Source organism: Arthrobacter sp. Soil764 (genome assembly GCF_001428075.1).
Taxonomy (GTDB): domain Bacteria; phylum Actinomycetota; class Actinomycetes; order Actinomycetales; family Micrococcaceae; genus Arthrobacter.
In genome coordinates this window covers 21926-35795 of sequence record NZ_LMSI01000012.1, presented here as the reverse complement: position 1 = coordinate 35795, position 13870 = coordinate 21926, and the positions used below count along the sequence as shown (strand labels likewise).

Annotated in this window: 13 protein-coding genes; 7 read left to right on the top strand and 6 right to left on the bottom strand. The window is 67.1% G+C overall.

Annotated features, from left to right (window positions below):
• Positions 1-10 precede the first annotated feature (10 nt).
• From ASG86_RS07780 to ASG86_RS07755, 6 genes are all read left to right on the top strand, one after another.
• Entirely contained in the window at positions 11-769 is a 759-nt protein-coding gene (locus ASG86_RS07780; RefSeq protein ID WP_056332242.1) for a prolipoprotein diacylglyceryl transferase, read from the top strand.
• Positions 766-1113 (top strand): hypothetical protein, encoded by a 348-nt coding sequence (locus tag ASG86_RS07775; RefSeq protein WP_056332240.1) that lies wholly within the window; start codon positions 766-768, stop codon positions 1111-1113. Before ASG86_RS07780 ends, ASG86_RS07775 begins: the two co-directional genes overlap by 4 nt.
• Before the next feature lies 1 nt (position 1114).
• The gene (locus ASG86_RS07770) at positions 1115-1480 is read left to right on the top strand and encodes a hypothetical protein (RefSeq protein WP_056332238.1); all 366 of its coding nucleotides are present in this window, start codon (positions 1115-1117) and stop codon (positions 1478-1480) included.
• 16 nt (positions 1481-1496) lie between these two features.
• Positions 1497-3083: a radical SAM protein gene (locus ASG86_RS07765; protein ID WP_056332236.1), complete on the top strand. Its 1587-nt coding sequence runs from the start codon at positions 1497-1499 to the stop codon at positions 3081-3083.
• Positions 3084-3092: 9 nt separating this feature from the next.
• Positions 3093-3476 (top strand): hypothetical protein, encoded by a 384-nt coding sequence (locus tag ASG86_RS20745; protein ID WP_156386146.1) that lies wholly within the window; start codon positions 3093-3095, stop codon positions 3474-3476.
• Between the two features lie 139 nt (positions 3477-3615).
• Positions 3616-3864, top strand: a complete 249-nt coding sequence (locus ASG86_RS07755; protein ID WP_056332235.1) for a hypothetical protein — start codon at positions 3616-3618, stop codon at positions 3862-3864.
• A gap of 40 nt (positions 3865-3904) precedes the next feature.
• Here ASG86_RS07755 and ASG86_RS07750 read toward each other — a convergent pair whose 3' ends face one another.
• From ASG86_RS07750 to ASG86_RS07740, 3 genes are read right to left on the bottom strand one after another with little or no spacing between them, the layout of a single operon-like run.
• The gene (locus ASG86_RS07750; RefSeq protein WP_056332233.1) at positions 3905-5467 is read right to left on the bottom strand and encodes an FAD-dependent oxidoreductase; all 1563 of its coding nucleotides are present in this window, start codon (positions 5465-5467) and stop codon (positions 3905-3907) included.
• Entirely contained in the window at positions 5464-7668 is a 2205-nt protein-coding gene (locus ASG86_RS07745; RefSeq protein WP_056332231.1) for a molybdopterin oxidoreductase family protein, read from the bottom strand. Before ASG86_RS07745 ends, ASG86_RS07750 begins: the two co-directional genes overlap by 4 nt.
• A 1-nt stretch (position 7669) precedes the next feature.
• A complete protein-coding gene (locus tag ASG86_RS07740; RefSeq protein WP_056332229.1) occupies positions 7670-9082 on the bottom strand; it encodes an MFS transporter in 1413 nt (470 codons plus the stop codon).
• Between the two features lie 276 nt (positions 9083-9358).
• Between ASG86_RS07740 and ASG86_RS07735 the strand changes: the two genes are divergently transcribed.
• A complete protein-coding gene (locus ASG86_RS07735) occupies positions 9359-10771 on the top strand; it encodes an MFS transporter (protein ID WP_056332227.1) in 1413 nt (470 codons plus the stop codon).
• 57 nt (positions 10772-10828) lie between these two features.
• Here ASG86_RS07735 and ASG86_RS07730 read toward each other — a convergent pair whose 3' ends face one another.
• From ASG86_RS07730 to ASG86_RS07720, 3 genes are read right to left on the bottom strand one after another with little or no spacing between them, the layout of a single operon-like run.
• A complete protein-coding gene (locus tag ASG86_RS07730) occupies positions 10829-11560 on the bottom strand; it encodes a glutamine amidotransferase (RefSeq protein WP_056332225.1) in 732 nt (243 codons plus the stop codon).
• Between the two features lie 43 nt (positions 11561-11603).
• On the bottom strand, positions 11604-12041 hold the full coding sequence (locus ASG86_RS07725) for a YybH family protein (RefSeq protein ID WP_056332223.1): 438 nt from the start codon (positions 12039-12041) through the stop codon (positions 11604-11606).
• Between the two features lie 17 nt (positions 12042-12058).
• Entirely contained in the window at positions 12059-13870 is a 1812-nt protein-coding gene (locus ASG86_RS07720) for an acetyl/propionyl/methylcrotonyl-CoA carboxylase subunit alpha (RefSeq protein ID WP_056332221.1), read from the bottom strand.

Below are 13870 nucleotides of genomic sequence, written 5' to 3'. Positions count from 1 at the left end.
CACTCTGCTCATGATCGGGCTTCCCTTCGCGGGAAACGGGCTGGTACATGCCGGCTTCGTCGGGCTGGGAATCCTCGCAGCCCTGCTGTTCTACGCGTATGAGAAGCGCCGCCGCGGGCTCAGCGATCCCCGGTTGTGGCCCATTGCAGGTTTTGCCGTTGCGTTCGGGGCCATCGGTTCCCGGGTGCTCACCTGGGACATCTCCCGTCAGGTTTCACTGGCTGACTGGTGGGGCAATGGTGACCGCAGCATCCTGGCCGGCCTGGTGGGGGCCTGGCTCGGCGTCCTCCTGGCCAAACGGTTGACCGGTTACCGGCATCCGACGGGCGACCTGCTGGCCCCGGCAGTAGCCCTGGCGCTCATCATCGGGCGTATCGGCTGCCTCCTGACAGAGCTCCCCGGAACGCCGACCGGGGGAAGCTGGGGAGTCATCCTCACTCCTGAGCAGGCCGCGCTGACCGGGGCCCAAGCCGGGGTGGGACTTCATCCGTCGTTCGCCTATGAGATTGTCTTCCACGTTGCGGCCTTTGCCCTGATGTGGCGCTACCGTGACCGCCTGCCCCACCCCGGCGACCTCTTTATCTGCTTCGTCGGCGCTTATGCCCTCTTCAGGTTCGTCGTCGAATTCGTCCGGGGCAACGAGGTGCTGTGGCTGGGGATGAGCCGGCCCCAATGGTTCCTGCTGGCGGTGTTGCCCCTCCTGGTGTGGCGGGTCCGGCGTGTCTTCGGTTCACCGCTCCGCCGGGAGATGGAAGGAACCGCAGCATGAGTGACGACACGCCCGACATCCCGACGTCACCGCCGCACCGGGAGGGACCGGCGCCGTCCCCGAAATCCGGCTCAATGAGCATGGGGGCTTTTTTCGGGGCCCTGGCGCTGTACGCCATCTATGTCCTGGGAACGATGGCGCGGGGGCCTTATGCCTGGTCGGCCACATTCCTCTCCATACCGGCCCCGTTCATCCCCATCGCCCTCTATCTGGTGGTGGCGATCGCACTGGCAGTCTTTCCCCGGACTTCGCGCCTGGGGACAGGGCTGCTGATCGGCCTGGGCGCCTTCCTGCTGCTGGGCGGCGGCCTTTGCGTTACGTTCCTCGCCCAGGTCCGGGGCTGACATGAACCACGACGACCAGCCGGTTCCGCCGCCAAGGGAACAGGGGAGCGGGCAGAAGCGGGAAAACCGGGGTGGTTATCTGGGGTCCGGAACCTTGTTCGGCGCTCTGGCCCTGTACATCCTCTACCTTTGGGCAACAATCGGCATCGGAGCGCCGAACATCGGACCACCGAATGCATGGGCACACAGCATCTTCGCCGGGCCGGCTGCCTTCGTCCCGATCGCCGTCTATCTGGGGCTGGCCATAGTTCTTGCCGTTAGTCCCCGCACGTCACGCACCGGAGCGGGGATGCTGATTGGGCTCGGCATTTTCACGTTGCTCGGCGGGGGACTTTGCGTGGGTGCCCTCACACAGACCGAAATTTAAAGAAGGGCGCCGAATCATGAGGACTCAACAGTTGCCAGGGCCAGGCCAGCCGCTGCGCGGTGACAGGATCCACCGTTACGTGACCGCTTTCTGCCCCCAATGCCACGAAACCAACCCGCCACTCAGCGAGGTCCGGCGGCTGTCCGGGGCGCTGCTTGTCCGTGACGGCCGGGTGTGGCTCGAACGCGGCTGCCCGGACCATGGCCTGGTCCGCACCCTGTACGACGAGTCGGCGGAAATCCTGCGCTACCTGGAGAAGTGGCAGGCGCCCACGAAGCAGCACATCCCTGACCAGACCGACAATTTCCGCCCTGTCCCTGAGGCCTATGCCTTCGGGCTTCCGGCCATGCAGACGCAGCACACCTGCATCCTCCTGCAGGACATTATCGAGCACTGCAACCTGCGCTGCCCCACCTGTTTTACGGCGTCGGGCCCGCAACTGCAGGGAGTCGCACCGCTCCACGAGGTGCTTGACAATGTGGACACCCGCTTGGGCCGGGAGAACAACCGGCTGGATGTGCTGATGCTCTCCGGCGGTGAACCTACGCTGTACCCCTATCTTGCCGAGCTGCTGGACGAACTCGTTTCCCGGCCAATTGTCCGGATCATGGTGAACAGCAACGGCATGCTGATTGCTACCGATGACGACCTCCTCGCCTTGCTCGCACGGCACCGGGACAGGGTGGAGGTGTACCTCCAGTACGACGGTCCGTCCAGGGAATCGTCGATTTACCACCGCGGCGGGGACCTGACCCGCTACAAAGACGCGGCAATCTCCCGCTTGTCGGAAGCCGGCATCTTCACCACGCTGACCATGACGGCATCCCTTGGCGTCAACGACGGCGAAGTCGGTGCCGTGGTGATGCGCGCCCTGGAGACTCCCTTTATTGGAGGGGTGGCGCTGCAACCCGTCTTCGGTTCAGGACGCGGACACGGCATCGATCCCTTGGACCGGCTCACCCATACAGGCGTCCTGGAGAGGTTGGCTGCGCAGACCAACGGTGTGGTGTCCTGGCATGACCTGACGGCACTGCCGTGCTCCCATCCGCACTGCGCCTCCGTGGGCTACATGCTGAAGGACGACGCGGGAGTCTGGAGGTCCCTGACGGCATTGATCGGGCACGACCAACTGCTGACGTGGCTGGAGTTGAACCCTGACAGCCTTGCGAACCGGATCGCTGACAGCTCCATCCCCCTGGAGCTGCGGAACCTGATGAAAACCTCGCTGCTGGACCTGCTGAGCGAGCAGGCATCGCTGTCCCACCCCCGCACCATGGACCTCTGGAAGAACATCTGCTCCCAGTGCGACTTGGGCATTGGGACGCTGACCACCCTGGCGGCAGGCAAGCTCCCTGGCCAGCAACAACGCCTTCGCAGGCTCCTTGCGGAGCGCGTCACCCGGATCATGGTCAAACCCTTCATGGACATCTCCACGATGATCGAGGAGCGGCTGACCCAATGCTGCGTCCACGTAGGAACCAAGAGCGACGCCGGCGCCCACCAGTGCGCTCCGTTCTGCGCCGTGCAGGCATGGCCTTCGTTGGCGAGGCAGCGCATGAGCACCGCCACCGGGGTCCGGCTGCTCCCGATGCGCCAGGTTTAGGGAGGAATGATGGACCCAGCCTCGGGTGCCAGGCGGATCGCCGCCGGGCCGCTGCCCTCACAGCTGCTGGGCGGCAGGCACGGCACCGCTCGTGAAACACCCTCGGTCCCACCGGGTTCCGGCCCTGGCAGCACGGAAGAAGCGCCTTTTGACCCCCTGCGGCTGTGCATCTTCGCCACAATTGCCCTGCTGGGGTGGCTCGCGGGCCCCCTGGCGCTGTCCGTCTTTTCGGCCATAGGACTCATTGGATACTGGAAAGCGCGCCGACGCGGCCTCAAGAAGTCCAAGTGCTACCTGCGCGATACGCGGCTGGTGCTGGCTTATCTGGGTGTCCTCCTGGCCTCCGGTGTCTACGGAATCTACCTGCTCGCGGGACGTATGTTCGGGGTGTAAAAGGGCGCCCGGCAGCAGGATGTCCTGGAGGCTGGACCGCTAAACGGGCATCTGCATAGACTCGAACAAGGCAGGGCCGGGAATTTCCAATGAAGTTCCCGGCCGTACCTTTTTGACCCGTCAAAGCGAGGAGAAGCCCATGGAATTGCAGGATGTGAAATGGAACGAGCAGGCGCGGGAAAAGATCCTGCTGGACGCCGACCGGGCCCTGCAGGAGGCTGTCCGCGAAGCGGCGTCGTCGCTGTCCGGATCTGGCAAGGACCAGGTGTACAAATTCCTGTTTGAAAAGCTCAAGGACCAGTTCGTGGACTTCCAGCCGGGTCCGGACCTGACCCAGTACGCGGAGGCCGTGGCCAACGGGGAGCTTGACCCGGCAGGTACGGCCTAGAAAGCGGCGGCCGGCCCTGCCGATCCTGTGCAGGGCCCGGTCAGGCTGCCGGCACCGCCTGGAAGTGCCGTTCGATGAGGCCCTTGATGTCCTCGTGGCAGCCGCCGCAGCCAGTGCCCGCGCGGGTGGCCTTGGAGACGTCCGCCACCGTGGAACACCCTTCCTCCACCGCTCCCTGGATGGCAGCACCGCTGACGCCCGCACACCTGCACACGGTCCCGGCGGGGTCCGTAACGGCATTCCCCGGCAGCTGGTCCGGCCCGTCCAGGCGGAGGAGAAGCGAGCGGTCGGCAGGCAGTTCGGCGCCCCGTTCAAAGAGTCCCACCAGTTCTGAGGCGGTGCGGGGCATGCCCACCGCCACCAGGCCTTCGAGCACTCCGCCGCGCGTGGTCATCTTGACGTACCGGCCATGCTCGGGATCAGCCCACTGGGCTACCTGCAGGCGGGCCCTGCCGTTGGCTGCCCCGGCCGTAAGCGCTTCGTCATCCCAGGGATCGGCGGCGTTGTTCCCGGCCACAGCCATGTTCATGCCACGGGCTTTCAGGACCACGACGCCGGGCTGTTCAGGCGGCAGGGCGGGCAACAGTTCCGCCTCTTCCGCCTCCCCGGCGGCCAGCAGCATGAGATAGCCAGCCAGCCACTCGGCCTGCCGCCAGCCCGGGCCCACCAGCCCGAACGGCCCGGTGGAGTTCCGGCACGCGGCGCAGCCGGGGTCCGGGCAGCGGACCTCAGCACAGTCGCCGATGGCAAAGATGTGCGGTTCGTGGTGTGCCCGCAGGCGGTGGTCCACCAGGATCCCGGTCCCGGTGGAAAGTCCGCAGCCATCGGCCAGCTCGGTGCGGGGACGCACGCCGCACGAGATGACCAGGAGGTCGCCGTCAATCGCCTGTCCGTCGTCCAGCAGCAAAGCGGAGAAGCCGCCGTCGGGAGCGTTGTGCTCAACGCCGGTGGAGCGGGCGTTGCCGGCCACGCGGACGCCGCAGCGCCGGAGTCCTGCAGCCAGGACGGCTCCGCCGCCGCGGTCGATGCTGCGGCCCAGGGGGTGCGGCCCGTTGTGGACCACTGTGACGGTGGCGCCTTCCTCGGCGGCGGCCAGCGCCGTTTCCAGGCCCAGGACTCCGCCGCCCAGGACCACCACGCGCTTGCCGCCGTACACCGCCTGCCGCAGGACGGCGGCGTCACGGAGGTCCCGCAGCGCTGTGACACCTGCGGGAAGCACGGGCGAGGCCGGATCCGGGTTGATTCCGGTCAGGTTAGGGATGACGGGCCGGGACCCGGTGGCAAACACCAGCCGGTCGTAGTGCACCGGTGCTCCCTCGGCGAGCAGGACCTGCTGCCGGGCCCTGTCCACGCGCTTGACGCGCACGCCCAGCCGGACCTCCACGCCCTCGGCGGCGAGTTCGGCGGCGTCGGCAAGGGCCAGTGCGTCGGCGGTGGTCCGGCCAACGCCGAGGTCGGCCACGAGGACGCGGTTGTAGGCGGCCTCGGTTTCCTCGCCGAGCACAGTGAGTTTGACCTGGCCTGTCCGCACAGCGGGGAGGAGCTCGTCCACCAGCCTGGCGGCCACGGGGCCGAATCCCACGATGACAATCTGCTCGGTCATGAGGCCTCCGTCGTTTGCAGCATGCGGGCGGAATTGGGTGAGGCCACGGGCCGGACCCATACGGTGTTGAACTTGAATTCGGGCATCCCTGAGATGGGATCGGTGGCGGCTTCGGTGAGGCGGTTGGCGCTTTCCGCGCCGGGGAAGTGGAAGGGAAGGAAGACCGTCTCGGGACGGATGGCGGTGCTCAGTTCCGCCCGGCAGACCACCTCACCGCGCCCGTTCACCACGGAGACCAGTGATCCGGCGGCGATGCCCAAGGCGTCTGCCGCAGAGGGATGGATCTGGACCCTGGCTTCAGGCTGGGCGGCGACGAGTTCGGCCACGCGCCGGGTCTGGGCGCCGGACTGGTAATGCTCCAGGAGCCGGCCGGTGATGAGGGTCATGGCTTTGCCGGCGGGGTCCACGGAGGCTGCGGCGTTATTGGCAGGAGTACGACGGCGGCGCGGCACCACCGGGACCATCTGCGCCTTCCCGTCGGGGTGCGCGAAGCCATCCGCAAACAGCCGCGGTGTTCCGCTGCTGCCGGCCGGGTAGGGCCAGTAGGCGGCCTCGCCGCGGTCCAGCATGGCGTAGTCGATGCCCGAGTAGTCGGCCAGCCCGCCCGCGGAGGCACGGCGCAGTTCCTCGAAAACTGATTCCGGATCCTCGCTGTAGGTGGATGGGGCGTCCAGCCGCGCGGCGAGGCGGGCCATGATCCACAGCTCGCTGCGGGCGCCGGAGGGAGGGGAAATGGCGCGGCGGCGGCGCAGCACGCGTCCCTCCAGGTTGGTCAAGGTCCCGTCCTCTTCGGCCCACTGCAGCACGGGGAGGATCAGGTCCGCCTCGGCGGCGGTTTCGGACATGAAGAAGTCGCAGACCACCAGGAAGTCCAGGCTCCGCAACCCCTCGATCACAGCGTTCGCGTCCGGTGCTGCCACCGCAATGTTGGAGGCGTGCACGAAAAGGCACTGGACGCCGTCGGGCTTTCCCAATGACTTCAGCAGCTGTACGGCGGGAAGGCCGGGGCCGGGGATGGTCTCCTCCGGAACGCCCCAGACGGCGGCGACGTGCGAGCGGGCGGCGGGATCGGTGATCTTGCGGTACCCGGGCAGCTGGTCCGCCTTCTGGCCGTGCTCGCGGCCGCCCTGGCCGTTGCCCTGGCCGGTGAGGGTTCCATAACCGCTGCGGGCCGTACCGGGCAGGCCCAGCAGGAGGCTGAGGTTGATGGCGGCGGTGGCGGTGTCGGTGCCGTCGACGTGCTGTTCCACGCCGCGTCCGGTGAGGATGTAGCTCCCGCCTTCCCGTGCCCCCGTGGCAAGCATGCGGGCAGTCTGGCGGATAAGGTCCGCGGGGACGCCGGTCAACGACTGGACGCGTTCGGGCCAGAAGGCGTTGACGCTGCGGACGACGGCGCTGTAGCCCGAGGTGCGCGCCTGGATGTAGGCGGTGTCCACCAGGTTCTCGTGGATGACCACGTGGGACAGGCCCAGCAGCAGGGTGAGGTCGGTGCCGGGCAGCGGCTGGAGGTGGAGGCCGCCGCCGTCCGCGGTGAAGGCTGCCGTTGCGGAACGGCGGGGATCAACAACCACCAGCCCGCCGGCGTCGCGGGCTCCGCGCAGGTGCTGCACGAACGGCGGCATGGTCTCGGCAACGTTTGAACCGAGCATCAGGATGGTGCTGGCGGTGTCCAGCGCTTCGAGTGGGAAGGGCAGGCCGCGGTCCACGCCGAATGCACGCATTCCCGCGGCGGCGGCGGAGGACATGCAGAACCGGCCGTTGTAGTCGATGCGGGAGGTGCCGAGGGCCAGGCGGGCAAACTTGCCCAGCATGTAGGCCTTTTCATTGGTGAGGCCACCGCCGCCGAAAACGCCGACGCCGTCCGCACCGTAGCGGGCCCGGGCGTCCTTCACGGCCTGGGCGGCGAGGTCCAGGGCCTGGTCCCAGGTAATGGGCCGGTGTACGCCGTCGGGACCTTTCAGGAGCGGTTCGGTGATCCGGCCGGCGTGGTTCAGGAGTGCGGGGGAGGTCCAGCCTTTGCGGCAGAGGCCGCCGCGGTTGGTGGGGAAGTCCCGGCCTGCAACCTCCAGTGCAGGAGCGGGAAGTGCAGGCGCGGGGCCTGGCCCCGGCTGGGCAGCCGGGGCCAGGTCCGCAGGGGACGTGAGCGTCATGGCGCACTGCAGGGCGCAGTAGGGGCAGTGCGTGTCGGCGCTTTTGGTCATGTTAGACGTGTCCCATCGCGTTCCGGCCGGCGTTGCGGATGTAGCAGGCCCAGCAGACCAGCAGCATCAGGACGTAGGCGCCAACGAATCCGTAGAAGGCCGGGGTGTAGGAGCCGCTGGCGGTGCTGGAGGCGTTCAGGACCTGGGGGATGACGAACCCGCCGTACGCCCCGATCGCGGAGATCAGCCCGAGGGCCGAGGACGCCAGGCGCTGGGTGGCCACCGGGCTTGCGCCCCTGCGTGCGGCCCGGCTGGAGGTGGCGAAGATGACCGGGATCATCCGGTACGTGGCGCCGTTTCCAAAGCCGCTGGCGGTGAACAGCATCAGGAAGAGGACCAGGAAGAGCCAGAAGTTCTTCAACGGCAGGGTCCAGACCATGGTGAGCGTGATGACGGCCATGGAAGCGAAGGCAGCCACGGTCATCCGGGCCCCGCCCATGCGGTCCGCCATGCGTCCGCCGTAGGGGCGGGCCAGCGAGCCCACCAGGGGGCCCAGGAATGCAAGGGACAGTGCCACGGTGCCTACTCCGATGGAGGAGAACGCGGGGAAGTAGTCCTTGATCAGCTTGGGGAAAACCCCTGCGAAGCCGATGAAGGAGCCGAAGGTACCGATGTACAGCAGCGCCATGATCCACAGGTGTGGTTCCTTGAGCGCCGCGACCGAGCCGGCCACGTCGCCCTTGGCGCTGGTGAGGTTGTTCATGTACTTGAAGGCGCCAAAGGCCGCCAGAAGGATGAAGGGAACCCACATCCAGCCGGCCATGGGCAGGTTGACGGTGCCGGCGGCCAGCAGGGTGATCACGATGGGAACGGCAAGCTGTGCGACGGCGGCGCCCAGGTTTCCGCCAGCGGCGTTCAGGCCCAGCGCCCAGCCCTTTTCCCTGGCCGGGTAGAAGAACGTGATGTTCGCCATGGAGCTGGCGAAGTTGCCGCCGCCGAAGCCGGCGAGGGCGGCCACGAGCAGCATGACGCCGAAGGGTGTTTCCGGGTTGGAGACACACAGGGCCAGTCCGGTGGAGGGGATAAGGAGCAGCAGGGCGGACACGATGGTCCAGTTGCGGCCGCCGAAGCGGGGAACCATGAAGGTGTACGGGATGCGGAGGGTGGCACCCACGAGGCTTGGCATCGAGATGAGCCAGAAGATTTCCGAGGTGGAGAAGGTGAAGCCGGCGGCGGGAAGCTGGACCACCACGATGGACCACAGCTGCCAGACGACGAAGCCGAGGAATTCGGCGAAGATGGACCAGTTCAGGTTGCGGCGGGCGATGGCGCGGCCGGCGGTTTCCCATTGTTCCTTGTTCTCGGCATCCCAGTTGGCGATCCAGCGGCCGGGGCGGAATTCAAGGGCAAGGGTGTCTGTGGTGCTGGTAGGGCCGGGCTGTACGCCGGCATCGACAGTGCGGTCAACAGTCACGGGTTACCTCCTTTGGGGGATGTTGTTCCTCCAAGGTAGGGACGGCGCGTTTCGAGGACAGGCGATCTATGTTTCCGCACTGTGACTTTTGCCTATCCGGCCTGCGGCGGCAGCGTGAGGCGCCGGTGAAGGACCAGAACGTGAGACTCACAACACTGGTCCGCATAATGGACGTTTCGTCCATTGACTGGACGGGGGGAAGTAAGATCGAACTCTAACTATTCGAGCCGGGAGGCAGTCCGCTGTGCCCGGCCGGTCTCACGAAAGCGTTTACCTATGTCATCCACCGATACCAGCACGGTGCCCGGTTCGCACCAGCCGGTGAACTCCCGCGGCCGCGTCATTGTTGCGAGCCTGATCGGCACCACCGTGGAGTTCTACGACTTCTACGTGTACGCCACCGCAGCCGTGCTTGTCTTCCCCCAGCTCTTCTTCCCGAGCGCCAACGAAACCACCCAGCTGCTGAGCTCGTTCGCAGTGTTCGGCGTGGCATTCATTGCCCGCCCCCTCGGCTCGATCGTCTTCGGGCACTTCGGCGACAAATTCGGCCGCAAGGGCACGCTGGTGGCTTCGCTGCTGACCATGGGTATCGCCACGTTCCTCATCGGCTGCCTGCCCACGGCAAAGGTGGAAGGCTGGGAATTCTGGGCTCCGGCCCTGCTCGTGGTGATGCGCTTCGCCCAGGGACTGGCCCTCGGCGGTGAATGGAGCGGTGCCGCACTGCTGGCCACCGAGAACGCCCCCGCCAACAAGCGCGCCATCTACGGCACGTTCCCCCAGCTGGGCGCACCCATCGGCTTCATCATCGCCAACGTGATCTTCCTGGTGGCCAGCTACACGCTGTCTCCGCAGGCCTTCATGGACTGGGGCTGGCGCGTGCCGTTCCTGCTCAGCGCCATCATGGTGATCATTGGCCTGTACGTGCGTCTCAAGCTCATCGAAACCCCCGCCTTCACCAAGGTGGTGGAATCCAAGGAGGTGGCCAAGCTGCCCCTGGGCCGCGTCTTCAAGACCAGCTGGCGCCAGCTGATCCTGGGCACCTTCATCATGCTGGCCACGTACGTGCTGTTCTACCTGATGACCACCTTCACCCTGACCTACGGCACGCGGCCCGCGAGCGTCGAGGCTGCCAAGGCAGCAGCCGAAAAGGCCGGAAAGCCGATGACCGAGGCGGCTGCTGCCGCGTTCGTTCCGGGCCTTGGCTACACCCGCAACGACTTCCTCTGGATGCTGATTGCCGGCGTCGTCTTCTTCGGCATTTTCACCCTGGTCTCCGGACCGCTGGCCGAGAAGTACGGCCGCCGCAAGATGCTCCTGGCCGTCACTGCGGGCATCTTCGTGTTCGGCCTGCTGTTCGTGCCGCTGTTCAGCGGCGGCTTTGTGGGCACCATGGGCCTGCTGATCCTTGGGTTCTCCCTCATGGGCCTCACCTTTGGACCCATGGGAGCGCTGCTGCCGGAGCTGTTCCCCACCAACGTCCGGTACACCGGCTCGGCCATCAGCTACAACTTCTCCAGCATCCTGGGTGCCGCCGTGGCTCCGTTCATCGCCGTGGCCCTGTGGGAAGCGGCCAAGGGCAGCCCCGTCCTGGTGGGCGTCTACCTGACTGCCATGTCCGTGCTCACCCTGGTTGCGCTGTTCCTCACCCGCGAAACCCGCGACCTGGACTACGAGAACAACGTGGCCTGACTCTTTGAATGCGGCAATGCCCGGCGCGGCCATCCGGCCCGCCGGGCATTCTCATGTTCAGCGGGCGTAGCGGGCCACGAAGTTCTTCAGCACGGCCATGGGTTCGGTGACGGTGAACCTTCGGGCGTTGTCCATCAGTTCCTCGGCGGATTCCGGGGGGAAGTAGCCGGCGTGCCGGTAGATGTCGATCCGCGTCACCAGGCCGTCGGCGTCCAGCTCGGGGTGGAACTGGGTGGCGTAGAGATTGGTCTTGATCCGGAACATGTGAACCGGGCAGGTGGCTGAGCTCGCCAGCAGCACCGCATGCGGTGGCAGCGAACTGACGGCCTCCTTGTGTCCGGTAAAGGCCGTGAAGGTCCGCGGCATGCCCTGCAGCACCGGATCGTGCAGCCCGTCCTCTGTCAGTTCGATCTCCACGGCGCCCAGGGGCTCGCCATAGGTCCGGTCGATGACGGCGCCCTGGTGTTTACCCAGCGTGCCCACCCCGTAGCACGCCCCCAGGAACGGGAAATCGCGGGCCACCAGCTGGTCCAGGAGGGCTGACAACTCCCGCTCCACCCGGTGCTGAACCGGACTCTTCTGCTCCGGCGGGTCGCTGGACGTGAAGGGACTGCCGCCCACGATGACGCCGGAGAATTCCGACAGATCCAGCGCGGGCAGGGGAGCGGCCTCGAGCCGAACCCGGCGCAGCTCCCGTTCCTCCAGGCCGCCGTACCTCAGGTAGGCGGCGTATTCGTCCTCCGCGGCGGCGTCCTCCGCGCGGGAGGCCAGGAGCAGGAAAGGCAGCATGAGCTAAGTCTGCATCCTGGCGGCGGCCCCTGCCAGCACCCGCTCAGCCGGCGGGCTGGGTCAGCGACCGGCGGGACTGAGGACGGGCTGCGGGGTCGGCGTGACGGTGCACCAGCTTCCAGTACCCTTCCTCGCGGCGGAAGATGCTGGTCACGCGAAGCGCGAACTCCTCGGTGGCGGCTGCCCCGTCCAGGCGTGCCCGGAAGTGCTCGGTTTCCACCAGGTAGGCGGTGTCCCGGGCCGTATAGGAGGTGACGGTATCGAAGCCCAGCATCTCGCCGTCGCGGAACTGCCGTGCCGCCTGGTCCAGGCGGGCCTCCACCTGCGCCCAGCCGCGGGCTATTCCGCCGAAGGGATTGGCCAGGGTGACGTCGTCAAGGCGGGAGTAGAGCTCCTTGATGGGGGCCGGGTTGCCCTGGGTGATTTCGGGAACCGCCTGGTGGTAACGGTCCACTTCTTCCTGGAAGCTTGGTGCGAGCATGGCTGCCGGGCTGCTTTCTAGTCTTCGATGGTGGCGATGATGGCGCCCGCGGATACCGTTTCGCCGGCCGTCGCGGTCAGGCCCGTGATGGTGCCTGACCGGTGTGCGGTGAGGGGCTGCTCCATCTTCATGGCCTCGAGGACCACCACCAGGTCGCCTTCGGACACCACGTCCCCGTGCGTCACGGCCACCTTCACGATGGTGCCCTGCATGGGGGAGGTGAGGGCGTTGCCCGTGGCGGCTGCGGGGCCGGCGGAACGGGACCGCTTCTTGGACTTGCCCGGCTTGCCGGCGGCGGCTGCCGCCGTGCCCGGCGTGCCCAGGGAGGCGGGGAGGACCACCTCAAGGCGCTTGCCGCCCACTTCCACCACCACGCGCTGGCGCTCCTCGGCGGAACTGTCGGCGTCCGCGGTGCCGTCCGGGGTCCAGGCGGGGATGTCGTTCACGAAGGACGTCTCGATCCAGCGTGTGTGGACCTTGAACGGTCCCTCGGCGGGGGCGAAATCGGGGTTGGAGACGACGGCGAGGTCGAACGGGATGACGGTGGGGATACCCTCCACCACCATTTCCTCCAGGGCGCGGCGGGAGCGCTGCAGGGCCTGGGTGCGGTTGGCGCCGGTGATGATCAGCTTGGAGAGCATGGAGTCGAAGTTGCCGCTGATGACGTCGCCCTGCTCCACGCCGGAGTCGATCCGGACGCCGGGGCCGGTGGGGTTCTTCAGTCCTGTGATGGTGCCCGGGGCGGGCATGAAGTTCCGGCCGGGGTCCTCGCCGGTGATGCGGAATTCGATCGAGTGGCCGCGGACCTCGGGGTCGCCGTAGCCCAGTTCCTCGCCGCGGGCCAGCCGGAACTGTTCGCGGACCAGGTCGATTCCGGTGACTTCCTCGGAGACGCAGTGCTCCACCTGCAGGCGGGTGTTGACCTCAAGGAAGGAGATGGTGCCGTCCTGGCCGACGAGGAACTCGCAGGTGCCGGCGCCGAGGTAGCCGGCCTCCTTCAGGATGGCCTTGGAGGATTCGTAGAGCCGCTGGTTCTGTTCGTCGGTGAGGAATGGTGCCGGGGCCTCTTCGACCAGTTTCTGGTTGCGGCGCTGCAGTGAGCAGTCGCGGGTGGAGACAACGACCACATTGCCGTGCGCGTCGGCGAGGCACTGGGTCTCGACGTGCCGCGGTGCGTCCAGGAAGCGTTCAATGAAGCACTCGCCGCGGCCGAAGGCGGCCGTGGCTTCGCGGACGGCGGATTCGAACAGTTCGGGGATCTCTTCGCGGGTTCGTGCCACCTTGATGCCGCGTCCGCCGCCGCCGAAGGCTGCCTTGATGGCCACGGGCAGGCCGAACTTGTCCACGAATTCGAGGATTTCCTCGGCGGATTCCACCGGATCGGCCGTGCCGGGGACCTGCGGCGCGCCGACCTTCTCGGCGATGTGCCGTGCCTGGACCTTGTCGCCCAGTGCGGAGATCGCCTCGGGGGAGGGGCCGATCCAGGTGATGCCGGCTTCGATCACGCGTGCGGCAAACTGGGCATTTTCGGCCAGGAAGCCGTAGCCGGGGTGGATGGCATCGGCGCCGGAGCGCAGGGCCACCTCGATCAGCTTGTCCATTACCAGGTAGGACTCTGCGGCGGTGGTGCCGCCCAGGGCGTAGGCCTCGTCGGCGAGCTTCACGTGCAGCGCGTCACGGTCCGGGTCTGCGTAGACGGCCACGGAGGCGATGCCTTCATCGCGCGCAGCACGGATGATGCGCACGGCGATTTCACCCCGGTTGGCGATCAGCACCTTTGTGAGGCTGGGCTGCGTGGTACCTGCGGACTGCTCCAAATTTGCTGACAA